This is a genomic window from Achromobacter sp. CF-sbj1-Ac2-l (genome assembly GCF_052698165.1).
Genome location: NZ_CP199855.1, coordinates 1,413,113 through 1,440,089 on the forward strand (window position 1 = coordinate 1,413,113; position 26,977 = coordinate 1,440,089).

The 26,977-nt window shown below is 67.3% G+C and carries 26 protein-coding genes; 16 read left to right on the top strand and 10 right to left on the bottom strand.

Going from position 1 to position 26,977, the window contains the following annotated elements:
• The first annotated feature begins 3 nt into the window (after nt 1-3).
• The 13 genes from fabG to ACUDCK_RS06515 all read left to right on the top strand — a co-directional run bounded on the left by fabG (nt 4) and on the right by ACUDCK_RS06515 (nt 12,935).
• A complete protein-coding gene (gene fabG, locus ACUDCK_RS06455) occupies nt 4-756 on the top strand; it encodes a 3-oxoacyl-ACP reductase FabG (protein ID WP_054501557.1) in 753 nt (250 codons plus the stop codon).
• Between the two features lie 213 nt (nt 757-969).
• Complete coding sequence (acpP, locus tag ACUDCK_RS06460; protein WP_005012191.1) at nt 970-1,209, top strand: acyl carrier protein; 240 nt, start codon at nt 970-972, stop codon at nt 1,207-1,209.
• 183 nt (nt 1,210-1,392) lie between these two features.
• Nucleotides 1,393-2,622, top strand: a complete 1,230-nt coding sequence (gene fabF / locus ACUDCK_RS06465; protein WP_054501556.1) for a beta-ketoacyl-ACP synthase II — start codon at nt 1,393-1,395, stop codon at nt 2,620-2,622.
• Nucleotides 2,623-3,114: 492 nt separating this feature from the next.
• Nucleotides 3,115-3,714 (top strand): RNA polymerase sigma factor RpoE, encoded by a 600-nt coding sequence (gene rpoE / locus ACUDCK_RS06470; protein ID WP_054501554.1) that lies wholly within the window; start codon nt 3,115-3,117, stop codon nt 3,712-3,714.
• A gap of 12 nt (nt 3,715-3,726) precedes the next feature.
• Nucleotides 3,727-4,236: a sigma-E factor negative regulatory protein gene (locus tag ACUDCK_RS06475; RefSeq protein ID WP_054501553.1), complete on the top strand. Its 510-nt coding sequence runs from the start codon at nt 3,727-3,729 to the stop codon at nt 4,234-4,236.
• Nucleotides 4,236-5,312 carry a MucB/RseB C-terminal domain-containing protein gene (locus ACUDCK_RS06480; protein WP_054501552.1) on the top strand — a complete coding sequence of 359 codons (1,077 nt, stop codon included), beginning with the start codon at nt 4,236-4,238 and terminating at the stop codon, nt 5,310-5,312. The genes ACUDCK_RS06475 and ACUDCK_RS06480 overlap by 1 nt, the downstream gene beginning before the upstream one ends.
• A 40-nt stretch (nt 5,313-5,352) precedes the next feature.
• Nucleotides 5,353-6,846, top strand: a complete 1,494-nt coding sequence (locus tag ACUDCK_RS06485; protein ID WP_054501551.1) for a DegQ family serine endoprotease — start codon at nt 5,353-5,355, stop codon at nt 6,844-6,846.
• 221 nt (nt 6,847-7,067) lie between these two features.
• Nucleotides 7,068-8,861: a translation elongation factor 4 gene (gene lepA, locus ACUDCK_RS06490; protein ID WP_049072171.1), complete on the top strand. Its 1,794-nt coding sequence runs from the start codon at nt 7,068-7,070 to the stop codon at nt 8,859-8,861.
• Between the two features lie 22 nt (nt 8,862-8,883).
• On the top strand, nt 8,884-9,768 hold the full coding sequence (gene lepB / locus ACUDCK_RS06495; RefSeq protein ID WP_054501550.1) for a signal peptidase I: 885 nt from the start codon (nt 8,884-8,886) through the stop codon (nt 9,766-9,768).
• Nucleotides 9,769-9,770: 2 nt separating this feature from the next.
• Nucleotides 9,771-10,532 (top strand): ribonuclease III, encoded by a 762-nt coding sequence (gene rnc, locus ACUDCK_RS06500; RefSeq protein ID WP_049072173.1) that lies wholly within the window; start codon nt 9,771-9,773, stop codon nt 10,530-10,532.
• Entirely contained in the window at nt 10,529-11,419 is an 891-nt protein-coding gene (gene era / locus ACUDCK_RS06505) for a GTPase Era (RefSeq protein ID WP_054501549.1), read from the top strand. The genes rnc and era overlap by 4 nt, the downstream gene beginning before the upstream one ends.
• On the top strand, nt 11,412-11,999 hold the full coding sequence (gene recO / locus ACUDCK_RS06510) for a DNA repair protein RecO (protein ID WP_054501548.1): 588 nt from the start codon (nt 11,412-11,414) through the stop codon (nt 11,997-11,999). The genes era and recO overlap by 8 nt, the downstream gene beginning before the upstream one ends.
• 18 nt (nt 12,000-12,017) lie before the next feature.
• Entirely contained in the window at nt 12,018-12,935 is a 918-nt protein-coding gene (locus tag ACUDCK_RS06515; protein WP_064528195.1) for a LysR substrate-binding domain-containing protein, read from the top strand.
• A gap of 33 nt (nt 12,936-12,968) precedes the next feature.
• Here the strand turns inward: ACUDCK_RS06515 and ACUDCK_RS06520 are convergent, their stop codons facing one another.
• The 9 genes from ACUDCK_RS06520 to ACUDCK_RS06560 form a co-directional block, all read right to left on the bottom strand.
• Complete coding sequence (locus tag ACUDCK_RS06520) at nt 12,969-14,066, bottom strand: pyridoxal-phosphate dependent enzyme (RefSeq protein ID WP_175167586.1); 1,098 nt, start codon at nt 14,064-14,066, stop codon at nt 12,969-12,971.
• Nucleotides 14,067-14,069: 3 nt separating this feature from the next.
• On the bottom strand, nt 14,070-15,047 hold the full coding sequence (locus tag ACUDCK_RS06525; protein ID WP_175167587.1) for a succinylglutamate desuccinylase/aspartoacylase domain-containing protein: 978 nt from the start codon (nt 15,045-15,047) through the stop codon (nt 14,070-14,072).
• Between the two features lie 31 nt (nt 15,048-15,078).
• The gene (locus ACUDCK_RS06530; RefSeq protein WP_054501544.1) at nt 15,079-16,041 is read right to left on the bottom strand and encodes a Bug family tripartite tricarboxylate transporter substrate binding protein; all 963 of its coding nucleotides are present in this window, start codon (nt 16,039-16,041) and stop codon (nt 15,079-15,081) included.
• Between the two features lie 90 nt (nt 16,042-16,131).
• Nucleotides 16,132-17,418 carry an NTP/NDP exchange transporter gene (locus tag ACUDCK_RS06535; RefSeq protein WP_175167588.1) on the bottom strand — a complete coding sequence of 429 codons (1,287 nt, stop codon included), beginning with the start codon at nt 17,416-17,418 and terminating at the stop codon, nt 16,132-16,134.
• Between the two features lie 4 nt (nt 17,419-17,422).
• On the bottom strand, nt 17,423-18,340 hold the full coding sequence (locus ACUDCK_RS06540; protein ID WP_175167589.1) for an aldo/keto reductase: 918 nt from the start codon (nt 18,338-18,340) through the stop codon (nt 17,423-17,425).
• Nucleotides 18,341-18,407: 67 nt separating this feature from the next.
• Nucleotides 18,408-19,118 (bottom strand): Bax inhibitor-1/YccA family protein, encoded by a 711-nt coding sequence (locus ACUDCK_RS06545; protein WP_006393496.1) that lies wholly within the window; start codon nt 19,116-19,118, stop codon nt 18,408-18,410.
• A gap of 150 nt (nt 19,119-19,268) precedes the next feature.
• The gene (locus ACUDCK_RS06550) at nt 19,269-19,781 is read right to left on the bottom strand and encodes a hypothetical protein (RefSeq protein ID WP_054501541.1); all 513 of its coding nucleotides are present in this window, start codon (nt 19,779-19,781) and stop codon (nt 19,269-19,271) included.
• 60 nt (nt 19,782-19,841) lie between these two features.
• A complete protein-coding gene (locus tag ACUDCK_RS06555; RefSeq protein ID WP_054501540.1) occupies nt 19,842-20,297 on the bottom strand; it encodes a DNA polymerase III subunit chi in 456 nt (151 codons plus the stop codon).
• 22 nt (nt 20,298-20,319) lie between these two features.
• Complete coding sequence (locus ACUDCK_RS06560; RefSeq protein ID WP_116792754.1) at nt 20,320-21,825, bottom strand: leucyl aminopeptidase; 1,506 nt, start codon at nt 21,823-21,825, stop codon at nt 20,320-20,322.
• A gap of 55 nt (nt 21,826-21,880) precedes the next feature.
• On the opposite strand from ACUDCK_RS06560, the gene lptF reads away from it, so the two are divergent.
• A complete protein-coding gene (gene lptF / locus ACUDCK_RS06565; RefSeq protein WP_064524420.1) occupies nt 21,881-22,981 on the top strand; it encodes an LPS export ABC transporter permease LptF in 1,101 nt (366 codons plus the stop codon).
• Nucleotides 22,982-23,073: 92 nt separating this feature from the next.
• On the opposite strand, the gene ACUDCK_RS06570 is transcribed toward lptF, so the two are convergent.
• Entirely contained in the window at nt 23,074-23,994 is a 921-nt protein-coding gene (locus ACUDCK_RS06570) for a LysR family transcriptional regulator (protein WP_054501538.1), read from the bottom strand.
• Between the two features lie 171 nt (nt 23,995-24,165).
• Between ACUDCK_RS06570 and ACUDCK_RS06575 the strand changes: the two genes are divergently transcribed.
• Nucleotides 24,166-25,383 carry an ABC transporter substrate-binding protein gene (locus ACUDCK_RS06575; RefSeq protein WP_175167590.1) on the top strand — a complete coding sequence of 406 codons (1,218 nt, stop codon included), beginning with the start codon at nt 24,166-24,168 and terminating at the stop codon, nt 25,381-25,383.
• 97 nt (nt 25,384-25,480) lie between these two features.
• Nucleotides 25,481-26,974 carry a CoA-acylating methylmalonate-semialdehyde dehydrogenase gene (locus ACUDCK_RS06580; protein ID WP_175167591.1) on the top strand — a complete coding sequence of 498 codons (1,494 nt, stop codon included), beginning with the start codon at nt 25,481-25,483 and terminating at the stop codon, nt 26,972-26,974.
• Nucleotides 26,975-26,977 lie beyond the last annotated feature (3 nt).

The following is a 26,977-nucleotide window of genomic DNA, read 5'->3' on the forward strand; positions in this document are numbered from 1 at the left end:
ACCATGGAAAACACTTCGATCGAACTGCAGGGCAAGATCGCCCTGGTCACCGGCGCGACGCGCGGCATCGGCCGCGCCATCGCCCAGGAGCTGGCCGCCCGTGGCGCCGTGGTCGTCGGCACTGCCACTTCCGAATCCGGCGCTGCCGCCATCACCGAGGCGCTGGCGCCGTTCGGCGGCCGTGGCGTGGTGCTGGACGTGACCAACGCCGAAGCCTGCGACGCGCTCATCGACGCGCTTGGCAAGGAAGGCGGCGGTCCGCACATCCTCGTCAATAATGCCGGCATCACCCGCGATACGCTGGCAATGCGCATGAAAGACGACGATTGGTCCGCGGTCATCGACACCAACCTGGCGTCGGTCTTTCGCCTGTCGCGCGCTGTGCTGCGCAATATGATGAAGGCCCGTTGGGGACGCATTATCAATGTCACCTCCGTGGTGGGCTCGAGCGGCAATGCCGGCCAGGCCAACTACGCCGCCGCCAAGGCCGGCGTCGCCGGCATGTCGCGCGCGCTGGCGCGCGAGCTGGGCAGCCGCAACATCACCGTCAATTGCGTGGCCCCGGGTTTCATCGACACCGACATGACGCGCGCCCTGGGCGAGAGCCAGACCGCGGCGCTGCTGCAGCAGATTCCGCTGGGCCGACTGGGCTCGCCGACGGATATCGCCCATGCGGTGGCCTTTTTGTCCGGGCCGCAGGCGGGTTACATTACCGGCACCACCCTGCACGTCAACGGCGGGATGTACATGCAATAAGTCACGAAACGCGCGGGCGGCCCAGGCCGCCGCGTCAGTGCCGGGGAACCGGTACGGCAACGCGCGGTTCATCCGGAAACGCCGCACACCGGTTTTCCTGCGCCCGGCGGGCGACAGATCAACGTGCGCGGTGTTATTTTTGTCACGGCCTGGCGTTTGCAGTACTCTGCGCTTGGCTATAATTCGCGGGATTTTTCCCATTTGGAGATCTGCATGGAAAGCATCGAACAGCGCGTCAAGAAGATCGTCGCTGAACAACTTGGCGTGAACGAAGCCGAGATCAAGAACGAATCCTCCTTCCTTGACGACCTCGGTGCCGATTCGCTCGACATGGTCGAACTGGTCATGGCGCTCGAAGACGAATTCGAGACCGAGATCCCCGACGAAGAGGCCGAAAAGATCACGACCGTGCAACAAGCGATTGATTACATCAATTCGAACGGTAAGCAGTAAGCTCAGCCTATATCCTTCCGGTTGCCCCACGTCCGGGGCCGGCCGGGAACCGGGGCGGTTTCAGGAATTTGCCGTGTGGTCCACGCGCGGGAAGGGCATTGACGCCCGACCCGCTATTGCGTGTGCCGCACGCGCAGTGCATCCCGAAAACCGCCTTTCTTTTGTCTGTTTGAGGAGTCATCCGTGAAGCGACGTGTCGTCATCACTGGCCTTGGTATCGTTTCGCCTGTTGGCAACGATCTGACCACCGCTTGGGACAATATCGTCAACGGACGTTCTGGCATCAGCCGCATCACCCGTTTCGATCCCTCGGCCATCACCACGCACATTGCCGGCGAAGTCAAGGACTTCGACGTCAGCACCTATATCTCGAGCAAAGAAGCCCGTCAGATGGATACCTTCATCCATTACGGCGTGGCCGCCGGGATGCAGGCCTGGCGCGACAGCGGCCTGGAAGTCACCGAAGCCAACGCCGAACGTATCGGCGTGATCGTCGGCTCGGGCATCGGCGGTCTGCCGCGCATCGAGGAAACCCAGGTCGAATACATGGCCAAGGGTCCGCGCCGGATCTCGCCGTTCTTCGTGCCGGGTTCGCTGATCAACCTGATCTCCGGCCATCTGTCCATCGCCTTCGGCATGAAGGGCCCCAGCTACGCCGTCGTGTCCGCCTGCACCACGGGCCTGCACAGCATCGGCGACGCGGCCCGCCTGATCGAGTACGGCGATGCCGACGTCATGCTGGCCGGCGGCGCCGAGTCGACCGTGTCGCCGTTGGGCATTGGCGGCTTTGCCGCGATGCGCGCGCTGTCGACCCGCAACGATGATCCTCAGACGGCTTCGCGTCCCTGGGATCGCGACCGCGACGGCTTCGTGCTGGGCGAGGGCGCCGGCGTGCTGGTGCTGGAAGAATACGAACACGCCAAGAAGCGCGGCGCGCGCATCTATGGCGAGTTCGCCGGCTACGGCATGAGCTCGGACGCGCATCACATCACGGCTCCCGACAAGGACGGCCCGCGCCGCGGCATTCTCAACGCGCTGCGCAACGGCGGCCTGAACCTGGAAGACGTCCAGTACGTCAACGCGCACGGCACCTCGACGCCCCTGGGCGACAAGAACGAGAGCGACGCGTTGAAGCTGGCGTTCGGCGACCACGCCAAGAAGCTGGTGGTGAACTCGACCAAGTCCATGACCGGCCACCTGCTGGGCGCGGCCGGCGGCATCGAGGCGGTGTTTACGACCCTGGCGGTCTACAACCAGGTCTCGCCCCCGACCATCAACATCTTCAACCAGGATCCCGAATGCGACCTGGACTACTGCGCCAACGAGGCGCGGCAGATGAAGATCGACGTCGGCCTGTCCAACTCGTTCGGCTTCGGCGGCACCAACGGCTCGATGGCCGTTCGCCGGGTCTGATTTGGAAGGCCCGGGCCAGGGGCGCTGGACTTATCGCGTGCCCGTCCTGCGGCCACGCGGCGTCTTGGCGCTGCCGGGTCTGGGGCTGGTGGCCGCGGCTGCCAGTCTCGTCGCCGCCGCCTCGTGGCACGGCAACGCCTTGACGGCCGCCGCCGTGTTGATGTCATTGGCGCTGGCGGCAGGGCTGTTACACTCGAGCCGTCGGAGCCTGTCCCCGGTATCGGCCCTGCGTACCGCGGCCGGTGGCGGCCGCTGGCAGGTGCGCCTGCCGGGCGGCTGGCGGGATGCGGTGCTGGTACAACAGCGCCGCGGACCTGCTTGGCTTTCGCTCACCCTGCAGCCTTTGCCCCCCGGGAGTATGGCCTTTAACGACCAAAATGTAACTTTCACCGTCTGGCAACCGACGTTGCGACCCGACGACTGGCGGCGGCTGTGCCTGCTGGCCGGCGCGGCGCGGCAGACGTCCCGGACGGTCCGCCTGCGGGAGGCTACATGAGCGAGCGCGAAGTCGACGCCGAGCTTGTCGCGCGCGTCCAGCGGGGCGACAAGAAGGCCTTCGACCTGCTGGTGCTCAAGTACCAGCGCAAGATTCTCCGTCTGCTGGCCCGCATGATCCGCGACCCCGCCGAGATCGAGGATGTGGCCCAGGAAGCGTTCATCAAGGCCTACCGGGCCTTGCCCCAATTCCGGGGCGAGAGCGCGTTCTACACCTGGTTGTATCGTATCGCCATCAATACGGCCCGAAATTGGCTCGCCTCCCAGGGCAGGCGGCCGAGCGCGCCCAATGCGATAGAAACGGAAGACGGTGAAACTTTTAACGAAACCGACAACCTAACCGATATAAGCACGCCGGAGTCGATGGTTGCCAGCCGCGAGATCGCCGAGACGGTGAACGCGGCTATCGAGGAGTTGCCCGAGGAATTGCGCACCGCAATCGTCCTGCGTGAAATCGAAGGTATGAGTTACGAAGACATCGCCCAGAGCATGGACTGCCCCATTGGTACGGTGCGCTCCCGCATATTCCGTGCGCGGGAAGCCATTGCGACCAAGTTGCGTCCCTTGCTTGGCACCGATGTCGAGCGTCGCTGGTAAGGAGTGGCAGTCATGCAGACTACAGCAGCCAAGTCCGTCGTTTCTTCGGATGCCGCCTGGGAGGAATCCGTTTCCGCCTGGATGGACGGTGAAGAAACCGACGATATTCTCCCCGGCCTGTTGACCCGCGAAGGGCGACAGACCTGGGATACCTATCATCTGATCGGTGATGCCCTGCGCAACAGCGACCTGGCGCTGACGCCCAGCGCGAACTTCCACGCCCGCCTGTCGCGGGCGCTGGATGCCGAACTGCCGATCGTGGCGGCGCCTCGGCGCCGCTCGCCGCTGCGCATGGGGCTGTCGGGCCTGGCGGTGGCGGCCGCGGTTGCCACGGTGGCCTGGGTCGCCCAGCCCTACCTGGCGGGCGGTTCCTCCGGCACCGAGACGCGCGTGCTGGCCGACGCCAGCGTCAGCGGCAGCGCCGATACGTCGGGCCTGAGCGACTACCTGGAGGCCCATCGCCAGATGGCCGGCCCCAGCGCGGTGCGTCAGGTGTCGTTCGACGTCGGGGCGGGGCGCTGATGGCCCTGGTGCTTCCGACCCGTTGGCCGGCGCTGGGACGGGCTGCCTCGTGGCAGGCTCACCGCGCCGGCTGGTTCGCCGCTACGCTCCTGACCGCATTCCTGGCCGCGCATGACCCCGCGCGCGCCGCCGACACCGCGCCCGCCCCGCAGGGCGATGACGTGGTCCAGTTGCTCTCCCGCATCCAGCAGGCCGCGCGCAAGCAGGACTACGCCGGCGTGTTCATGTATCAGCAGGGTGAGATGATCCAGTCCTCGCGCCTGGTGCACGTCCTGGACGGCACCGGCGAGCGCGAGCGTCTCGAGATCCTGGACGGGCAGCCGCGCGAATACTTGCGGCACAACGAAGATGTGCAGTGCCTGATCCCCGAGCGCAAGACGGTTTTGATCGAGCGTCGCCGCGGCGATCGCTTTCCCGGCCTGTTGCTGGGCGATCCGGCCAACCTGACCGACCACTACAAGATCCGCACCGAATCGGCGCTGCATCGCGTTGCCGGGCGCGAATGCCGCCTGATCACTATCGAGCCGCTGGACAAGTTGCGCTATGGCTATCGCCTCTGTGCCGACGTCGAGACCAATCTGCTGTTGAAGGCCCAGACCCTCAACGCCGCCCGCGGCGTGGTCGAGCAGGTGTCGTTCACTTCGCTGCGCCTGGGCGCCGAGGTCGATCCCAAATCGCTGTCGTCGCGCTGGAACACGCGCGACTGGAAGGTGCTCGAGCCCTCCATGAAGACGGTCGACCTGGGCGCCCTGGGATGGCGCATTCCGGCGCCCAAGGGGTTCACCGTCGTCATGCAGGTGGCGCGCTCGATGGGGCGCGGCGCGACGGTCAATCAGATGGTGCTGTCCGATGGCCTGGCGGCCATCTCGGTGTTCATCGAACCCTACGACAGCCAGCGCGGCCATCATCCGCCCCCTGGCGCGGCGCAGCGTGGATCGATTACCGTCTATGGCACGCGCATTGCCGATTACTGGTTGACGGCCGTGGGCGAAGTGCCCGTGGCGACGCTGGAACAATTGGCGCAAGCGACAGAATACGTACCCGTGGCGAATGCTCCGGCGGCCGGCTCCAAGTAATGGGCGGCCTCTGCGGCAAGAAGTGATTTCGGAGCAATCTATGAAAGCAATGATGGTGTCGAACCCCGGCCTGCGCCGCTTCCTGGCGGCCGCGACGGCGGGGCTCCTGATGTCGGCCGCCTTCGCGCCCGCCTCGCAGGCGCAGACCGCTGCGGCCGAAACGCCCACCCCGACGGTGGCGTTGCCTGACTTCACCGGCATCATTGAAAAAGCCGACCCGGCGGTCGTCAACATCCGCACCACCGCCACCGTGCCGATCCGTGGCGTCGGCCCTGGCGGCAACGATCCGGCGGAGCTGTTCCGCTGGTTCTTCGGCCCGGATTTCCAGCCGCCGGGCCAGCAGTCGCCCAATCCGCGCCAGCGTCCGCAGCCGCAGCAGCCCGAGGAGCGCACCGTGCCGCGCGGCGTGGGCTCGGGCTTCTTCATCTCCGAAGACGGCTACATCATGACCAACAATCACGTGGTCAGCGATGCAACCGACATCTACGTCACCCTGACCGACGGCCGCGAATTCAAGGCCAAGGTCATCGGCACCGACGAGCGCACCGACGTGGCGCTGATCAAGATCGAGGCCAAGGACATGACGCCGCTGGTGATCGGCGATCCCAAGAAACTGAAGAAGGGCCAGTGGGTGCTGGCGATCGGCTCGCCGTTCGGCCTGGATTCCACCGTGACTTCGGGCATCGTCAGCGCCATCGGCCGCGATACCGGCGAATACCTGCCGTTCATCCAGACGGACGTGGCGGTCAACCCGGGCAACTCGGGCGGCCCGCTGATCAACCTGGCGGGCGAGGTCGTGGGCATCAATTCCCAGATCATCTCGCGTAGCGGCGGTTTCATGGGCATTTCGCTGGCCATCCCGATCGATGAAGCGATGCGGGTGGTGGACCAGTTGCGTGCCACCGGCAAGGTCACGCGCGGCCGTGTCGGCGTGCAGATCGGCGAAGTCGGCAAGGACGTGGCCGAGGCCATCGGCCTGCCCAAGGCCGAGGGCGCGCTGGTCAGCAGCGTCGAAGTGGACGGCCCGGCCGAACAGGCCGGCGTGCAGCCGGGCGACGTGATCCTGACCTTCAACAAGGAACCGATCAAGCGCTGGTCCGATCTGCCGCGTATCGTTGGCGAAACCAAACCCGGCACGCGCGCCGACATGGAAGTGTGGCGCAAGGGCAAGAAGATGACCCTGTCGGTCAAGGTCGGCGAGATTCCGGTCGACAAGGCCGCCCCGGGCAAGAAGGGCGCGCCGCCCGCGCCGGAAGTGACCAACGCGCTGGGCCTGGGCGTGATCGACGTGCCCGCCGACGTTCAGAAGAAGCTGCGCATCAAGGGCGGGGTGCAGGTCAAGGTCGCCGAAGGCGCGGCAGCCAAGGCCGGCCTGCAGGAAGGCGACATTGTGTTGGCCCTGAACGACACCGACGTCACCGGCGCCAAGCAGTTCGCCGAGCTGGTCGGCAAGCTGGACAAGGGCCGCGCGGTCGGCCTGCTGGTGCGTCGCGGCGAGCAGACCCAGTGGGTGGCGGTGCCCGCAAGCAAATAAGGCGCAAGACCGGCTAAAATGGCTGGTTGCCGCAAGAGGGGGCGCCTGGCGCCCCCTCGTTTTTGCCCGGCCCTCCCGCCAGATGCCGTCCGCAGCCCGCCGCAAGCGTGGCCCGGCGGCGGGCGTGCCGGCCGAGTGGCCCCAACCCGTCAGCCGTGCCTACCCTGGTGGCGGCGTCTTCCGGCAGTTTGCCGAATGTTCCGTCCCTTTTAAATTCAAGCATGCAGCATATTCGCAACTTCTCCATCATTGCCCACATCGATCACGGCAAATCGACCCTGGCCGATCGCCTGATCCAGCGCTGCGGCGGATTGGCGGATCGCGAAATGTCGGCCCAGGTGCTCGACTCCATGGAGATCGAGCGTGAGCGCGGCATTACCATCAAGGCCCAGACGGCGGCCCTGCACTACAAGGCGCAGGACGGCAAGATCTATAACCTGAACCTGATCGACACCCCGGGGCACGTCGACTTCTCGTACGAAGTCAGCCGCTCGCTGTCGGCGTGCGAAGGCGCGCTGCTGGTGGTCGACGCCTCGCAGGGCGTCGAAGCGCAGACCGTGGCCAACTGCTACACCGCCATCGAGCTGGGCGTGGAAGTGCTGCCGGTGCTGAACAAGATGGACCTGCCGCAGGCCGATCCGGACAGCGCGCGCCAGGAAGTCGAGGACGTCATCGGCATCGACGCTTCGCAGGCGGTGCTGGCCAGCGCCAAGACCGGCATGGGCATCGACGAGATCCTCGAGTCCATCGTCGCGCGGGTGCCGCAGCCCAAGGGCGATCCCGATGCGCCGCTGCAGGCGCTGATCATCGACTCGTGGTTCGACAACTACGTTGGCGTGGTGATGCTGGTGCGCATCGTCAACGGCATGCTCAAGCCCAAGGACAAGATCCTGCTGATGGCTTCCGGCGCCACCCACCTGTGCGAGCAGACCGGCGTGTTCACGCCCAAGTCGCAGCAGCGTCCGCACCTGTCGGCGGGCGAGGTGGGCTTCATCATCGCCGGCATCAAGCAGCTCGAGGACGCCAAGGTCGGCGATACGGTCACGCTGGCGAGCAAGCCGGCCGCCGAGCCGCTACCCGGCTTCAAGGAAGTCAAGCCGCAGGTGTTCGCCGGCCTCTATCCGGTCGAGAGCTCCGAATACGACCAACTGCGCGATTCGCTCGAGAAGCTCAAGCTGAACGACGCGGCGCTGATGTTCGAGCCCGAAGTGTCGCAGGCGCTGGGCTTTGGCTTTCGCTGCGGTTTCCTCGGCTTGCTGCACATGGAGATCGTGCAGGAGCGCCTGGAGCGCGAGTTCGACATGGACATCATCACCACCGCGCCGTCGGTGGTGTACGAGGTCGAGCAGCGCGATGGTTCGGTGATCACCGTCGAAAGCCCGTCGCGCATGCCGGAAATCGGCAAGATCGCCGATATCCGCGAGCCGATCGTGAAGGTCACGCTGTTCATGCCGCAGGACTACGTCGGCCCTGTGATGACGCTGTGCAACAACAAGCGCGGCGTGCAGATCAACATGAGCTATCACGGCCGCCAGGTGCACCTGGTGTACGAGATCCCGCTGGCGGAGATCGTGCTGGACTTCTTCGACAAGCTCAAGTCGGTGTCGCGCGGCTATGCCTCGATGGACTATGAGTTCCTCGAATACCGCTCGGCCGACGTGGTGCGGGTGGACCTGTTGATCAACAACGACCGCGTCGACGCGCTGGCCGTGATCGTCCACCGCAGCAACGCCCGCCATCGCGCCCGCGACGTGGTGACGCGCATGCGCGGCCTGATTCCGCGGCAGATGTTCGACGTGGTGATCCAGGCGGCCATCGGCGCCGAAATCATCGCCCGCGAGAACGTCAAGGCGCTGCGCAAGAACGTGCTGGCCAAGTGCTACGGCGGCGACATCTCGCGCAAGAAGAAGCTGCTGGAAAAGCAGAAGGCCGGCAAGAAGCGCATGAAGCAGGTCGGCACGGTGGAAATTCCGCAAGAGGCCTTCCTGGCCATCCTGCAAGTGGAAGACAAATAGAACCCGAGAAGGCGGTTAGCTGATGAGTTGGAACTTTGCCCTGATCCTGTTTGTTCTGCTGGTGCTGACCGGCATTATCTGGGCGCTCGATCTGGCCGTATTGCGGCGCGGCCGCGAGCGCCGGGCGCAAGAGGCGATGGCGCAGTACGACGCGGCGCTGATCGGCGATTCGCAAGAAGCCGAGCGCCTGCGGCGCGAGGCCGGCGACAAGGCCCGCCGCGTGCCGTGGTGGATCGAATACGCGGTCAGCTTCTTCCCCGTGATCCTGTTCGTGTTCGTGCTGCGCTCGTTCGTGGTGGAACCGTTCCGCATTCCGTCGGGCTCGATGCTGCCGACGCTGCAATCGGGCGACCTGATCCTGGTGAACAAGTTCAGCTATGGCCTGCGGCTGCCGGTGATCGACAAGAAGGTCGTCGAGATCGGCAAGCCGCAGCGTGGCGATGTGTTCGTGTTCCGCTATCCGGTGGATCCGGACGTCGATTACATCAAGCGCGTGGTGGGCCTGCCTGGTGACGAAATCGCCTACCTCGACAAAAAACTGTACGTGAACGGCCAATTGGTGCCACATACGCGCGACGGTGACTATTTCGAGCCTGATCGTGTCTCCTATATTGCACAATATAAGGAGAAATTGGGCGAAGTTAGCCACAATATCCTGCTTGATGAGAGCCGGCCGCAGGAATATCGCCCGCAGTACCAATTTCCCAACCTCGGGAACTGCCAATATTCCCGCGATGGGGTACGCTGCAAAGTACCCGAGGGGCAATACTTCGCCATGGGCGATAATCGGGATAACAGCGCCGACAGCCGATATTGGGGTTTCGTGCCGGAATCCAATATCGTCGGGAAGGCCTTCTTCATCTGGATGAATTTCAGCGATCTCAGCCGCATTGGCCGGTTCAACTGATTATGTCGCTAGCCACGCTAGAAAACCGGCTGGATCACCACTTCGGTGACCCAGCACTGCTTGAACAGGCGCTGACCCACCGCAGCCATGGGGCGCGCCACAACGAGCGCCTGGAGTTCCTCGGGGATTCCGTGCTCAACTTCGTCGTCGCGGCGATGCTGTTCGAGCGTTACGCGAAGATCGACGAGGGCGATCTGTCGCGCCTGCGCGCCAACCTGGTCAAGCAGGCTTCGCTGGCGGACATCGCCCAGCGCCTGGAGCTGTCCCAGTACCTGCGCCTGGGCGAAGGCGAACTGAAGAGCGGCGGTTTCCGCCGGCCGTCGATCCTGGCCGACACGGTCGAAGCCCTGTTCGGCGCCGTGTTCCTGGACGCCGGCTTCGACGCCGCCCGCCGCGTGATCGTGCGTCAGTACCAGCCGGTGCTGGCCTCGGTCGATCCCAAGACCCTGGGCAAGGACGCCAAGACCTTGTTGCAGGAATTCCTGCAAGGCCGCAAGCTGGCCTTGCCCGTGTACACCGTGGTGGCCACGCATGGCGCGGCCCACAGCCAGCAGTTCGAGGTCGAGTGCGCCATTCCGGCGCTCGAGATCAAGGTGAACGCGCCCGGCGCAAGCCGCCGCGCGGCCGAGCAGTCGGCCGCCAAGCTGGCGCTGGAGGCCGCGCAGGCCATCAGCCCGGCGTCCAAGGCCGCCCGCAAGTCGGGCAAGGCGCGCAAGACCGCGCAGTTGTCGCTGCCCGTGGCAGTGTCCCAAGAGACTAAATGAGCGATACCCCTTTCCGTACCGGTTTCGTGGCCATCGTCGGCCGCCCCAATGTGGGCAAGTCCACGCTGACGAACGCGCTGATCGGTTCCAAGATATCCATCGTGTCGCGCAAGGCGCAGACCACGCGCCACCGCATCCACGGGGTGCTGACGCGCGACCACGAACAGTTCGTGTTCGTCGATACGCCGGGTTTCCAGACGCGCCACGGCGGCGCCATGAACCGCATGATGAACCGCGTCGTGACGCAGGCGCTGGCCGACGTCGACGTGGTGGTGCACGTGGTCGAGGCCGGCAAGTGGTCGGAGGGCGACGCCAAGCTGCTGCCGCTGCTGCCTGCGCCGGAGCGCACTATCCTGGTGATCAGCAAGATCGACGCGCTCAAGAACCGCGATGAGCTGTTCGCCTTCGTCTCGAAGATCATGGCGTTGCATCCGTTTGGCGCCGTGGTGCCGGTCAGCGCCACCAAGAACCAGCAGCTCGACCAGTTGCTGCAGGAAATCGCGGCGCGCCTGCCGGAAGGCGAGCCGATGTTCGAGGAAGACACCCTGACCGACCGGCCGATGCGCTTCATCGCCGCCGAACTGGTGCGCGAGAAGATCTTCCGCCTGGTCGGCGACGAACTGCCCTACGGCTGTACGGTCGTGATCGAGCAGTGGGAAGAGACCGACAAGGGCGCGCGCATTGCCGCCTGCGTCGTGGTGGAGCGCGACAGCCACAAGCCGATCCTGCTGGGCACCGGCGGCATGCACATGAAGCGCATCGCCTCCGAGGCGCGGCAGGACATTGCCAAGCTGCTGGACAAGCCGGTGCACCTGGAGATCTACATCAAGGTGCGCAAGGGCTGGTCCGACCGCGAGAGTGCGCTGCGCGACCTGGGCTATGAGTAAACGGGCGCCTCGCGTCCAGGATCGCCCGGGATACATGCTCCACGCCACCGCGTGGCGCGAGACGTCCCTCATCGTTCAGACTTTCTCGCGCGACCACGGCTGTGTGGCCATGGTCGCCAAGGGCGCCAAGCGCCCGTATTCGGTGCTGCGTCCGGTGCTGTCGGCGTTCCAGCCGCTGCTGCTGTCGTGGACCGGCAACGGCGAGGTCAAGACCCTGACCCGCGCCGAGATCATGGGCGTGCGTGCCCTGAACGGCACCGCGCTGATGTCGGCGTGGTACATGAATGAACTGCTGTTGCGCCTGTTGCCGCGCGAGGATGCCCATCCGCTGCTGTTCGACGCCTACGACATGGCGCTGCAGCAGTTGTCGGGCGGCACGCGCGCGGCGGGCGCCTTGCGCCGCTTCGAATGGACGCTGCTGCGCGAGACCGGCTACGGCGTGGATGAGGCGGAACCCGATTTCGACGATCCCGTCATCGAGCCTGCCCTGCGCCGCGACCTGCGCGAACGCCTGGCCGAGAACCTGGCGGGCCGGCCCCTGGCCACGCGCCGGGTGCTGATGGACCTGCAGCGCATCTGAACCCGCGGCGCGCCTGCCATGACCTTCACGCTCAAGCAGGTCGAGACCTTCCGCACCGTCTATGAAACGGAAAGCGTGACCGCCGCGGCGCGGCGGCTCGATGTGTCGCCGGCCACGGTCAGCGCGACGCTGGCCGCGCTCGAGGCCAGCATCGAATTGCGGCTGTTCGAGCGCGTGCGCCAGCGCATGCAGCGCACGCCCGAGGCCACGCTGCTGTACGAGGAGATCCGCCGCCTGAACGTCGGTCTGGAAAGCCTTGGCCGCAAGATCCGCGCGATCCGCGGCGCGGCCCAGCCGCGTCTGCGCATCGGCTGCATCCATGCCTACAGCGGGGCGGTCGTCAGCGATACCATCGCGCGCTTTCGCGAGCGTTATCCGGACACGCCCCTGTATCTGCAGATCCGGGATTCGAACACACTGCGCGACATGGTGGTGTCAGGCGAGCTGGACTTGGCCGCCGTGGCGGATGAGTCGGAGCTGGAGGGCCTGCGCGGCCATCGCCTGGCCAGCCTGCGGGCCGTGACGGTGTTCCCGGACGGTCATCCGCTGGCGCGCCTGGAGCAGGTCGGACTGGCGCAACTGGCCGAGGTGGATGTGATCGCCCTGAATGCCGAGGATGCCTCGCGCCAGCGGCTGGACGCGCTGGTGCTGCAGGCCGGCCTCGGCCTGCGCGTCGCAATCGAGACGCCGTACTCGAGCACGGTGTGCCAGCTTGCGCTGGCCGGCCATGGCGTCGGCATCGCCAACCCCGCCACCGCGGTGGGGCTGGAAACCGCGGGCTTGTGCCACAGGCCCCTGGCGGCGCCCGTGCATTTCGAATGCCACATGATCCTGCATGGCAGTCGGCCGCTGTCGGAGGCTGGCAAGTACTGGGCGACCTGTCTGCGCGCGGCGTTGGCGCCGTTGGTGGAACGCTACGGCGTCAAGCGCGGCTGACGGGCTCGGAGCCCGCGCAGCCGTTGCCGCCGCCTAGCCGCGGCGGCCGTCCGCCGTCAGGATCAGCACCACCGACGATTCCGCATCAAGCTGGCCGGCGCGGCGCAACCGCGTGACCGCCGCCAGCGCGGCGGCCGATGACAGTTCCGTGGCCAGGCCCAGGCGCTCCAGCCGCTGCTGCGCCTGGGCGGCGGCGGCATCGGAGACCTCGACCGGCGAGCCGCCCGAGCGCGCCAGCGCTTCGAGCGATTGCAGGGTGACGGTACCGCCGGCGATAGAGTATTGATCGGTGGCCCCTTCCCACAGGCCGCGCGCATCGCCCGCGGCGCGCGCCCGCGACAGGCGGGCGAACGGTTCCACCGCGTGCAGCCGCGGCAGGCGCGGGATGCGGCCGGCGCGCAGCAATTGCTGCCAGCCCATCATAATGCCCCACAGCAGGTCGCCGCGCGCGGTTGGCACGACGATGTCGGTGGGCAGGCCGCAGCGGTCGAACAATTCCTGCGCGATTGGCTTGTAGCCTTCGACGCCGTAGGGATGCGTGCCGACCGGCGGGTTGAGATAGTTGGTGCCGGCGAAAGCGCCCTGGTTGCGGCACAGGTCGGCGACATGGGGCCAGCGGCCCAGGCTGTCGTCGAATGCGGTCAGGCGGGCGCCGAAGCGCTGCATGGCCTCGCGCTGCAGCGGCGGGCAGTGGCGGGTGATGGCGATGTCGGCCTGCAAACCGGCGGCGGCGCAATAGGCCGCCAGCGAGACGCCGGCATTGCCGCTGGAAGCCGCGGCCACACGCGTGGCGCCGGCCAGCCGGGCGCGCGACACCAGTTGCGCGGCCATGCGGTCCTTGTGGCTGCCGGTGGGGTTGGCGCTCTCGCATTTGAGCCAGAGCCGTCCCACGCCCTCGGCCTGCGCCAGCGCGGGCGCATCCAGGCAGGGCGTGGCGCCTTCGCCGAGCGTGACGGGGTCCAGCACCGGCAGGTCGATTGCGTCGCCGGAGCCTGCGGCGTACTGGCATTCCAGCGACGCGGGATGGCCGGCCTCCAGGCAATGCGGGCAGCCTTCCGGGTAGTCGGCGGGCGGCAGTTGGCTGTCGCAGCGGATGCAGCGCAGGCCGGACAAGCGGGGGTTCATCAGCATGGGTCAGTACAACGAGGCAAGGGAGTCCAGGGGAAGGGCGGGGGCGACCTGCAGCAGGCAGTCGCCGTCGTCGCTGCGGGCGATGGCGCGCAGGCAGACGACGGTGCCGGCCTGCGGGCTGGCGAGGGCGCGCGCGGGCAGGTCGGGGCGGGCGGGTTCTATGAGCTGGCCGATGGTCTGGCCGGCGGTCACGGTCTGGCCCAGATCGACGGCGGGAATGAACACGCCCGGTTCGCGGCTGCGTAGGGTGGCGGCCGGCGCGTCCAGGTCGTGCAGCAACGGCGCCGGCTGGCGCGGCGTGGCGGCGGCCAGCAAGCCCAGTTCGGCCAGGCAGCCGAGCAGGCCGTCGCGGCAGCGTTCCACCAGCGCGCGGGTGGTCTCGCCGCCGCCGCCGATTTCCGCGCTCAGGCGCAGCACGCCCAGGCGGCTGGCGGCGGCCGGCATCGAACCGGATTCGCCGCCGCGAAAGAACACGCAATGCGGCAGGCCGAAGGCGCGGGCCAGGGACGGCAGGCGTTCATCATAGGCGTCGTCGCCATAGCGGGTGATGACCGAAGACGGCAGGTAGCGCAGCGATGCGCCTCCGCTGTGGATGTCCACCAGTGCCTGGATGCGCGGCAGCAGCCGCGCCTCCAGGGCGGCGGCCACGCTCTCGGTATAGCCGCGCGCCGGCGCGCCGAGAAAGGCGCGGTTCAGGTTGCCGCCGTCGGAAGGCGACAGGCGCGTGCCGGCCAGCGAGGCCTCGGCGTTGGCGGCGGGCAGCAGGTAGACCGTGCCGCGCTGCAGGACGCCCGGCAGCAGTTGCCAGAGCTGCAGGATGGCCGCCTGGCCTTCCCATTCGTCGCCATGCACGCCGGCCATCAGCGCCACGGCCGGCCCGGGGCCGGCCTCGATCTTCAGCACCGGGATGGTGACGCGCCGGTAGGCCGACGCGTTGGTGGCGGCGGCGCAGGTGAAGTCTTCGCGGCTTACCTGGATCATGGCGTGGCCTCCGGTCGCGGGCGAGGGTGTGTCAATCCAGCGTGGTGCCGGCGGCCTTGATGAGGGTTTCCCATTTGGGCAGTTCCTTCTGGATCTGGGTCTGGACGTCGGCGGGCGCGCCGCCGAGCGGCTCCTGCGAGCGGCTGCGCAGTTCGCGCGCGACGGGTTCCGCGCGCAGCGCGGCGTTCATCGCCGCGTTCAGCCGCGCGATGACGGCGGGCGGCGTGCCGGCCGGCGCCACCAGCGCGCTCCAAGCCGATTGCTCGTAGTCGGGATAGCCTTGCTCAGCCACCGTCGGCACGTCCGGATTGGATGCCGCGCGGGCCTTGGTGGTGACAGCCAGCGCGCGCAGGCGGCCGTCCTTCAGATTGCCGATCAGGGGCGGCAGATTCTCCATCATCGAATCGACGTGGCCGCCCAGCAGGTCGGCCAACTGCGCGGCCGTGGCCTTATAGGGAATCTGCCGCACCGCCGCGCCGGTCTGGGCGATGAAAAGTTTGACGCCGACTTCGCTGGTGGTGCCGGGATCGGCCGACGTCATGGTCAGGCGGTCGGGCTGGGCGCGGCTGGCGTCGATGAAGCTCTTGAGATCGCGGTAGGGCGAGGCCGCGTTGACGACGATGACGTTGGGGGTTTCGGCCACCAGGCCGATCGGCGTGATGTCGCGGTCCAGGTCATAGAGCTGCTGCTTGAAGAGATAGCGATGCAGCACCAGCGTGCCGACGTGGGCGTAGCCGATGGTGTAGCCGTCGGCCGCGGCGCGCACCAGCGCCTGGGTGCCGATGCGGCCGCCCGCGCCCACGCGGTTTTCGATCACCACCGGCTGGCCGAGCACGCGGCTCATTTCCTGGCCGACCAGGCGGGCGGTGATGTCGGCGTTGCCGCCAGCGGCGGCCGGCACGATCATCGTGATGGGCCGTTCCGGGTATTCGGCCAGCGCGGGCTGCGCGGTCAGGCAAAGCAACAGGGCGGCAAGGCTGGCGGAGCGTTTCATGACGGTTCCCGGGACGTTGAGGGCTGCGCTATTGTGCGGCGGCCGCGCGGGGAATCCGTTTGGTTTTATCAGATGGTTGTTCGATAAAAACTAAGGCCGGGGTGGCGGCTGCCGATCGGCCTTGCGCCCCAGTCCGTAGCCGAGCGCCGCCGCAGCCAGCGCGCACAGCGCGCCCAGGAGGGCGATCAGCGCCACGCCGTGTCCCAGCGCATCGACCCCTGCCTTGACCCAGCCGCTGGCCGCGTCGCCAGCGCGGTAGACCACGGTGTCGATGACGTTCTTGGTCTTGTATTTGTCCTCGGGCGAGACCGCGGTGAAAAGCATCTCGCGTCCGGGTTTGACCAACGCGTATTCACCGGCGCGCCGCAGGATCATGGCGACGGCCAGCACCGCGAACACCGGGTAGGCCGCCAGCGCCAGGAACGCCAGCGCCATGGCCAGCGGCACCGCCGCCATCAGGAATCGCACGCCCAGCCAGGCGGCGACGCGGCCGGTGAGGAATAGCTGCGACAGCAGCGCCAGGGCCTGCACGATGAAGTCCAGCGTGGCGAAGACGCGGATACGCTGCGCCCTGTCCGGGAAGGTCTCGGCCACCAGCCGCGCCTGCTCCATGTACAGGAAGGTGCTGAGCGTGGCCAGCAGCAGCACCAGCACGGCGATGCCCAGCAGGTAGGGCGACTGGAACACCCGCGACAGTCCGGCCAGCATGGCGCCCGGGATCGGGCGCGCCAGTTCAGCGGTCTCGGCTTCGGAGCGGGTCGCGGCGCGCCAGCGCAGCAGCCAGCGCTTGAGCGGCAGGGTGGCCGCCAGCAGCAGCGCCGACAACAGCAGCAGGCCGGCCGTGCCGAGCGTGCCCGCCAGCAGGCCGCCCAGCAAGGGGCCGCACAATCCCCCGGCGCTGGCGCCGGCGGCGATGAAGGCGAACAGGCGCTTGGCCGACGCCATGCGGAAGACGTCGGCCATCAGGCTCCAGCCGAGCGAGACCACGAACAGGTTGAAGACCGACAACCACACGTAGAAGCTGCGCGCGGCCCAGACGCCATCGGGTTGCCAGTGGAACAGCGCCGCGTAGCCCGCCATGGTGGCGGCGAACACCGCGTAGGCCCAGGTCACCAGCGTGGCGCGCGGCACCCGGCCCGACAGCCAGCCGAACAGCGGCACCACCGCCAGCATGGCCAGGAACGTGGCGCTGAACAGCCATTGCAGTTGTTCGACGCCGGCCTGGATGCCCAGGGTCTCGCGGATCGGCCGCAGCATGAAATAGCCGCAGAACAGGAAAAAGAAGAAGGCGAAGCCGCAGGCGCCCGCCGCCACCTCGCCGGGTTGGAGCCCCAGCGCTTGCGCCGCCCGCTGGCGCCAGGAGCCGGCGGCGCGCATGGCTTCAGCCCAGCAGGGCGGCGATGCGTTCGCGCAGCGCCGCGTCCGGTTGCGGACCGAAGCCGGCCCGCGCGTTGTCCACCATGTTGGCCGGCTTGGAGGTGGCGGGGATGACGGCGGTCACGGCGGGATGGCCGATGATGAATTTCAGGAACAACTGCGCCCATGAGGTGCAGTCGATTTCACCGGCCAGGGCCGGCAGCGGCCGGTCCCGGACCTGGCGGAACAGCGCGCCGTCCTGGAACGGGCGGTTGACCAGCACCGCGACGCCATTGGCCTGGCAGGCCGGCAGCAGGCGCTTTTCGGCGTTGCGCGCGCCCACCGACAGATTGATCTGCAGGAAGTCGGGCTTTTCCTTTTCGACCAGCCCGGTCAGTTCGTCATGGGCGGCGTCGGTGTAGTGCGTGATGCCGAGGTAGCGCGTTACGCCCTGCTGCTTGAGTTCGCGCAGCAGCGCCAACTGGTTGCGGGTGTCGATCAGGTTGTGGACCTGGATCAGGTCGAGCTTCTGCGTCCGCAGCGCGCGTAGCGAGTTCTCGATCTGGCGCCGGGCCGCCTCGTGGCCCTGGGTGCTGATCTTGGTGGCCAGGAACACCAGCGGACGCCGGTCCGGCTCGCGCGCCAGCAGCGCTCCGGTGACGGCTTCGGCCTGTCCGTAGCTGGGGGCGGTGTCGATCAGCGAGCCGCGCGCCTCCAGCAAGGCGTCCACGACCTGCGCCAGCGGCGCCATGGCGGCCGCGTCCGAGGGCGACACATTGAAGGTGTCGGCGGTGCCCAGGCCGATCACCGGCAGCATGTCGCCGGTGGCCCCGATCGGACGGGTCAGCATCGGCCGCTGGAGGCTCAGGGCGCTTGCCGTCCACGGCTGGGCCAGCAGGGATGCGCAGGCGGCGGCCTGCAGGAATCGACGGCGATCAGGCATGGCTCGCTCCAATGAAAAAGGGCCTGCATGGTTCATGCAGGCCCTTGTGACTGTGACAGCCGCGCGCTTACTCGCGGTTGCCGCCGAAGATACCCAGCAGCATCAGCAGGTTCGAGAAGACGTTGTAGACGTCCAGGTAGATGGCCAGCGTGGCGGACACGTAGTTGGTCTCGCCGCCGTTCACGACACGCTGCAGGTCGACCAGCATGAACGCCGAGAAGATCACGATGGCCAGCACCGAGATGGTCAGCATCAGCGCGGGCAACTGCAGGAAGATGTTGGCCAGGGCCGCCACCAGGATCACGACCGCGCCGATGAACAGGAATTTCTGCAGGCCGGACAGGTCGCGCTTGATGGTGGTGGCCAGCGTGGCCATCGTGCCGAACACGATCGCGGTGCCGCCGAAGGCCGTCATGACCAGTTGCGAGCCGTTGCTGAAGCCCATCACGAAGCCCAGCAGGCGCGACAGCATCACGCCCATGAAGAACGTGAAGGCGAGCAGCAGGACCACGCCGAGCGAGTTGTTCTTGTTCTTCTCGATGGCGAACATCATGCCGAAAGCGCCCACCAGGAACACGATGGCGGACAGGCCCGGGCTGGCGCCCATGACGCGGTTGATGCCGGTGTACAGGCCGACGGCCGCGCCCAGCACGGTCGGAATCAGCGAGAGCGCCAGAAGCCAATAGGTGTTGCGCAGGACTTTGTTGCGCACGACCTCGCCCGGCGCGCCGGCGAGGGTGCCGGAACGGTTAAAGGGGGACGGACGATATTCGTTCATGGAGGACTCCTGTGTACGGCAGAAATTGATTTGCCTAGAAGGCTTAGATGCCAAGGATACCTTACAGTTCCCTGAAGAATCCAGTTTTCAGAAGAATTAGCGCGCAGGGCGGGCAGGCATGACCCTGTTATGGGGATGGTCAAGCCGGTTTCAACCGGGCCTGACGTCCTGCATCACCCGCGCCACGATACGCGGCAGTTCCTCGTCCATGCGCGCCTGGATCTGTTCGATGGCGTCGGCCAGGGCCTGGCGCATGACCTGTTCGACTTCCGCCTGCAGGCGGGCGGCCAGCACCGAGGCCTCTGCCGGTGCGGCGGCCGGGGCGTCGGGCGCGACTGCCGCGGCAAGGGCCGGAAGGGCGGGCGTATCGGCCGCTTCAGCCAGACGCGGCGCGTCGGCGCCGTCCTGAGCGACATCCGTCAGCAGCGGGAAGGCATCATCATCCCGGGCGAGGTCGGTCAGCAGCGGAAAGGCGTCGTCATTCGGGGCAACGTCGGTCAGCAGCGGGAAGGCGTCGTCATTCGGGGCAACGTCGGTCAGCAATGGGAAGGCGTCGTCATCCTGGGGCGCGTCGGTCAGCAGCGGCGCTTCCGGAGGCGACAGCGTGGGTTCGGCCCGCTGGGTCAGGGTGGGGATGCCGGGGTCGGAAGGGCGGTGGGGCATGGGGGCTCCCGAGGGTCGAGATGGCGCCGCTGGGGGCGGCGCGGGAGGCGGGGAGGGCGGTCAGGCGCCCTGCTGTCGTTGGCTCAGGTCGTGGCTTTGCGGCGTGTGGCCGGCGCCCTGATAGACGCGCCAGCGCTGGCGCGCGGCCTGCTTGTCGTCGGGATCGTCCGAGACGATCTCGAGCAGCCGCTCGAAGGTCTCGAAGCCCGGCGGGCAGTCGTCGTCGAGATTGAGCAGCCAGGGCGAAGGGCCGTCGCCGGCGGCCTGCGCCGCCTGCTGCGGATCGCCGGCGGTCAGGACGACGGGCGTCTCGGCCGCCAGCGGATCGTTGGCCAGGACGTGCGGCACGAACGAGGTGTCATCGAAGGCCCACAGCATGCGGTCGAACTGCGCCAGGCGCGAGCCCTCGCGGCAATACACCACCAGCCGCTGGCCCGCCAGGTAGCGCTTGCGCACCACCTGGCAGGCCATGCGCAGGCGGTCGGGCGCGCCAAAGGCGAAATCGATGCGCGTCATGCCGGGATCCGCGGGCTGCCGCTCAAGCCTGGTCCAGCAGGAATTGCATCAGCAGCGGCACGGGTCGGCCGGTGGCGCCCTTGTCCTTGCCGCTCTTCCAGGCGGTGCCGGCGATGTCCAGATGCGCCCAGCGATACGACTTGGTGAAGCGCGACAGGAAGCAGGCGGCCGTGACGGCGCCGGCGGGGGGGCCGCCGATGTTGGCCAGGTCGGCGAAGTTGGACTTGAGCTGGTCCTGGTAGGCGTCGTCCATCGGCATGCGCCAGGCGGTGTCCAGGGCCTGGCGGCCGGCGGACGAGAGGGCCTCGGCCAGCGCGTCGTCCTTGGTGAACAGGCCGGTATTGACATGGCCCAGGGCCACGACGCAGGCGCCGGTCAGGGTGGCGATGTCGATGACGGCGGACGGCTTGAAGCGCTCGGCGTAGGTCAGCGCGTCGCACAGCACCAGGCGGCCTTCGGCGTCGGTGTTGAGGATCTCGATGGTCAGGCCGGCCATGCTGGTGACCACGTCGCCCGGCTTGTTCGCCTTGCCGCTGGGCAGGTTTTCGCAGGCCGGGATCAGGCCGATCACGTCCAGCGGCAGTTCCAGTTCGGCCAGTGCGCGGAACGAACCGAGCACGCTGGCCGCGCCGCACATGTCGTACTTCATTTCGTCCATGGTGGCCGCGGGCTTGAGCGAGATGCCGCCGGCGTCGAAGGTGATGCCCTTGCCGACCAGCACGATGGGGCCTTCGGACGCCTTGGCGCTCTTCTTGGCGGGCTTGCCGGCATGGCGCAGGACGATGAAGCGCAGCGCTTCCTCGGAGCCGCGCGCCACCGACAGGAACGAGCCCATGCCGAGCGCTTCGACCTGCTTGCGGTCCATGACCTCGACCTTGAGCGACTTGAATTCGCGCGCCAGGCGCTTGGCGGTGTCGCCCAGGTAGGTGGGGGTGCAGATATTGCCCGGCAGGTTGCCCAGGGTGCGGGTCAGTTCCATGCCGTTGGCGATGGCGGCGCCTTCGCGCAGGCCCTTCTGGACCTGGGCGGCGTCGGCGCGCTCGACGATCTGCACGATCTTCTTGAGCTTGGGACGGGCGTCGCGGTCGGGCTTGCCGAAGCTGGCGTCATAGTGATAGGTGGCGCTGCCGGCGGCGATGGCGGCGCTGCGGGCGCGGGCAACCAGGGGCACGTCGGCGATCGGGTTGGCGGCCAGGGTGGACACGCCTTCGGTCAGTTGGGCCGCGACGCAGGCGGCGGCGAAGGCCTGTTCGGCCGAGGCGTGGGCGCGAGCCGAGTATTCGTCCTGCTTGCCCAGGCCGACCAGGACCACGCGCTGGGCCGACACGCCCGGCAGGGAACGCAGCACCAGGGTCGAGCCGGCGCGGCCGCGGAACTCGTTCTTGGCGACGGCGCGCACGGCGCCGTTGGAGGCGCGGTCGATCAGGTCGGCGGCGGGGCTCAACACGCCGTCGGCGAAGACCCCGACCGCCAGCGCGGCGGTCTTGATCTGGTGCAGGGAAGCAGTGGTCTGTGTGCTAAATTCCATGAGGGTTTCCCGTGTGCGTCTGTATGATGCGGTCGATTATCCCGCATATTCTCCCATGTCTCTATTCAAACGCTCTGTCGTCAGCGAGATCACCAGTCACGCTGGCGTTGTCTTTTCCACGTTGCTCATCGTATGGCTCAGCGTGCTGCTGGTGCGCCTGCTCGGCGAGGCGGCGGGCGGCAACATCGGGGCGGACGTCGTGCTCGTGCTGGCCGCGCTGTCCACCATCACGGCGCTGCCTACCATCCTGGCAGTCTCGGTCTTCATCGCGGTGCTGACCACCGTCACGCGTAATTATCGGGAATCCGAGATGGTGGTCTGGTTCGCCAGCGGCCTGTCGCTGGCGGACTGGCTCAAGCCGGTGCTGCGCGTCGCCATTCCCGTGGCCATCGCGGTGGCCGGCCTGACGCTGGTGGCCGCGCCCTGGGCGTATCGCCAGATCGGCGAATACCACGAGCGCTTTGAACAACGCTCCGACCTGTCCAAGGTCACGGCGGGCCAGTTCGCGGAATCGGCAGGCGGCAACCGTGTGTTCTTCGCCGAGGATCCGGCCAAGCCGACAGACGAACTGGGCAATGTGTTCGCGCGCGAAACCGGACCGGAATGGCTCAGCGTCCTGACCGCCAGCAGCGCCCACAGCGAAACCCTGCCCAATGGCGACCGCTTCCTGGTGCTGGGCGAGGGGCATCGCTACGACCTGAAGCCGGGCACGCCCGAAATCCGACTGGTGCACTTCGAGAAATACGGATTGCGCCTGGAAAGCAAGGGCGGCGATGACCCCGTCGCTTCCGCGCGCGCCGCCGCCGAACGCTCGGCCAAGGCGCGCACCACGCCGCAACTGATGGCCGACAACACCACCAGCAGTTGGTCGCAGGTGATGTGGCGCATCTCGCTGCCGCTGGCCGCGCTGAACCTGGCGTTGCTGGCGATCCCGCTGGGCGCCGTGAACCCGCGACTGGGCCGCTCCGGCGACCTGCTGATTGCCGGCCTGGTGGGGCTGCTGTATATGAACTTGATCAACCTGTCGCGTGCCTGGATTTCCAACGGCAAGCTCAGTTTCGGCGTGGGCACCGTGGCGATCCACCTGGTGGTGGCCGCGTTTACGGCGTTCCTGCTGATGCGCCGGTTGCGCGTCAAGGCGCCCAGGAACAGCTAGCGGTCCCACCCGCGGCCCGATCCATTGGCGGGGGGATAGGCAAGGCGGGCCGCCGACCGCGGGGGCCCGTGATCGCGCCGCCGCTGCCGCCTTCAGGGCAGGTATTTCATCGTCCCGCGCTTGCCGGCCAGCAGGTCGGCATTGCGCAGCACCGACTTGCGGATGAATTCCCACAGCACCGTGACGCGCTTGAGCTTGCGCAGGTCCTCGTGGCAATACATCCAGAACGAGCGCGTGATCTCCACCTCCTTTTCCAGCACCGGCTTGAGCCGCGGATCCTGCGCCGCGATGAAGCAGGGCAGGATGGCCAGCGACTGGCCTTGCAGCGCCGCGTGGTACTGCGCCACCACGCTGGTGCTGCGCAACACCACCCGGCTGGCTGGCAGCAGGTCTTCCAGGTAGCGCAGGCGCTCGCTGAACAGCAGTTCGTCGACATAGCCGATGAAGCTGTGGCCGGCCAGGTCGGCGCGGCCGCGGATCGGCGGATGGCGCGCCAGGTATTCGGGCGTGCCATACAGGCGCAGCGTGTAGTCGCACAGCTTGCTGCATACATAGGGGCCGCGCTGGGGGCGCTCAATGGTGATGGCCAGGTCGGCCTCGCGCTTGGACAGGCTGACGAAGCGCGGCACCGGCAGGATGTCCAGCGTGATGTGCGGATAACGCCGCTGGAAATCGGCCGCCAGCGGCGTCAAGACGTAGCTGCCGAAGCCCTCGGTGGCGCCGATCCGCAGGTGGCCGGACAGCGCCTGGCCGATCCCCGACAGCGTCTCGCGGGCGCTGTGCACCGTGCTTTCCATTTGCTCCGCGTGCACGAACAGGCGCTGGCCGTCCTCGGTCAACACGAAGCCGGCGCTGCGCGATTTCTCGAACAGCAGCGTGTCCAATTCGGCTTCCAGGGCGCGGATGCGCCGTGACACGGTGGTGTGCTCGACCCCGAGCTTGCGCGCCGCGGCGCTGACGCGCTGCGTCCGCGCGACCTCCAGGAAGTACCGCAGGCTGTCCCAATCCAGCACGTTATCCGCCCCTGATAAGGTTGTGCATTGATGCACAAGGAATGTGCATTTCTGGTGTTGCTTGTTGATTTTCACACATCTACACTGGGTCGGCAGCCCTGGGGGGAATGCTCCGGGAGCCGCACGCCGCGAAGACGGCGCCATAACGCATAAAACTCAGGAGACAAATCCATGGAATTGCACGCACGCGGGCTGGCCGCAGGCTTGTGTCTGGGCGCAGCGCTGTTGGGTCAGGCGCACGCGGCGGATAAACCGCCGGTGAAGATCGGCATCCTGACCGACATGTCGGGCACCTACGCCGGCATGGGCGGGCCCGGTTCGGTGGCGGCGGCGCAATTGGCCATCGACGATTGCCTGGCCGCGGAATGCAAGGGCATGAAGATCGAGCTGGTGTCGGCCGACAACCAGAACAAGGCCGACGTGGGGGCGGCCAAGGCGCGCGAATGGTTCGACCGCGACGGCGTCACCGCCATCGCCGACCTGACCAATTCGGCCGTGGCGCTGGCGGTGCAGGGCATCGCGCGCGAAAAGAACAAGGTCGTGATGTTTTCCGGCCCGGCCACCACGGCGCTGACCAACAAGGAATGCTCGCCGGTCGGATTCCACTGGATGTTCGACACCTATTCGCAATCCGCCGGCGGCGCCAAGGCCACGGTCAGGGCGGGCGGCAAGTCCTGGTACTTCATCACCGTCGACTACGCCTTCGGCCATTCGCTCGAGGCCGACACGGCCAAGGCGGTCAAGGCGCTGGGCGGCACCGTTGCCGGCAGCGTGCGCCATCCTCTGAACGCGCCGGACTTCGCCTCCTACCTGCTGCAGGCGCAAAGCTCCAAGGCTCAGGTGGTGGCGCTGGCCAATGGCGGCCAGGACACCGTCAACGCCGTCAAGCAGGCGCGCGAGTTCGGCATCGTGGCCGGGGGCCAGCGCCTGGTGTCGCTGCTGATCTTCCTGTCCGACCTGCGCGCGCTGGGGCTGGAAAGCGCCCAGGGCCTGTCGTACGTGGACGGCTTCTACTGGGATTACGACGACGCCACGCGCCAGTGGTCGACCCGCTTCGAGAAGGCCTTCCGCGGCCTGAAACCGACCATGACGCAGGCCGGCGTGTATTCCAGCGTGCTGCACTACCTGCGTTCGGTGGCGGCCTCGGGCAGCACCGACGGCAAGGTGGTGGCCGACAAGATGCGCGCGTTGCCGATCAAGGATCCGATCATGCGCAACGCTTCGATCCGGCCCGACGGCCGCGTGATCCACGACATGTACCTGTACGAAGTGAAGAAACCGTCCGAGTCCAAGGGCGGCTGGGACTATTCCACGCTGGTGGCCACCATCCCGGCGGCCGAGGCCTTCCAGCCGCTGGCCGATTCGGCCTGCCCGCTGGTGCAAAAGTAAGGCGTGGCGCGCCGTCCGGGCTCGCCCGGCGGCGCGCGCGCGAGATCCAAGAACGCGGATTCCATCCGCATCGACAATGCAGTGTGAGGAGCATCAAATGAGTGAAGTCCCCCGCGTTCCGCTATTGATCGGCGGCAAGCTCGTGCAGTCCAAGACCACCGAATGGCGCGACGTGATCAACCCCGCCACCCAGGAAGTCGTGGCCAAGGTGCCGTTCGCCACGCGCGCGGAACTGGACGAGGCCATCGCCAATTCCAAGGAAGCCTTCAAGACCTGGCGCAACAGCGGCCAGGGCGCGCGTATGCGCGTCATGCTGAAGTTCCAGGAGCTGCTGCGCGCCAACACCGCCAAGCTGGCCGAGATGATCACCCGCGAGCATGGCAAGACGCTGCCCGACGCCGAGGGCGAAGTCGGCCGCGGCCTCGAAGTGGTCGAGCACGCCTGCTCGATCGCCAACCTGCAACTGGGCGAGTACGCCGAGAACGCCGCCTCGGGCATCGACGTCTACACGCTGATCCAGCCGCTGGGCGTGTGCGCGGGCATCACCGCATTCAACTTCCCGGTGATGCTGCCGTGCTTCATGTTCCCGATCGCGGTGGCCTGCGGCAATACCTTCGTGCTCAAGCCGTCCGAGCAGGACCCCAGTTCGTCGCTGTTCCTGGCGCAACTGGCGCTGGAAGCCGGCCTGCCGCCGGGCGTGCTGAACGTGGTGCATGGCGGTCCGGAAACGGCCAACGGGCTGTGCGAGCATCCCGACATCAAGGCCGTGTCGTTCATTGGTTCGACCCGCGTCGGCACCGAGATCTACAACCGTGCTTCGGCGGCCGGCAAGCGTTGCCAGTCGATGATGGGCGCCAAGAACCACTGCGTGATCCTGCCGGACGCCGATCCGGAAGTCGCGCTGAACCAATTGCTGGGCGCCGCGTTCGGCGCCGCCGGCCAGCGCTGCATGGCCTCGTCGGTGGCCGTGCTGGTGGGCGAGGCCCGCAACTGGCTGCCTGATTTCGTCGAGCGCGCCAAGAGGCTCAAGGTCAACTCGGGCATGGACCGCGCCGCCGACCTGGGCCCGCTGGTCTCGCCGAACGCCAAGAAGCGCGTCGAAAGCCTGATCCAGAAGGGCGTGGACGAAGGCGCCAAGCTGCTGCTGGACGGCCGCAACCTGAAGGTCTCCGGCTTCGAGCAGGGCAACTTCGTCGGCCCGACCGTGTTCGACGGCGTGACCGAGAACATGACCATCTACACCGAGGAAATCTTCGGCCCGGTGCTGTGCGTGGTCGGCGCGGAAACGCTGGAAGAGGCGGTGGAATTCATCAACCGCAACCCCAACGGCAACGGCGTTGCCCTGTTCACGCAGGACGGCGGCGCGGCGCGTTACTTCCAGAACAACATCGACGTCGGCCAGGTCGGCATCAACGTGCCGATCCCGGTGCCGGTGGCGTGGTTCAGCTTCACCGGTTCGCGCGGATCCAAGCTGGGCGACCTGGGCCCCAACGGCAAGCAGGCGGTGCAGTTCTGGACCCAGACCAAGACCGTCACGGCGCGCTGGTCGGCCCACGCCAAGACCGTGAACACCACGATCTCGATGCGCTGAAAA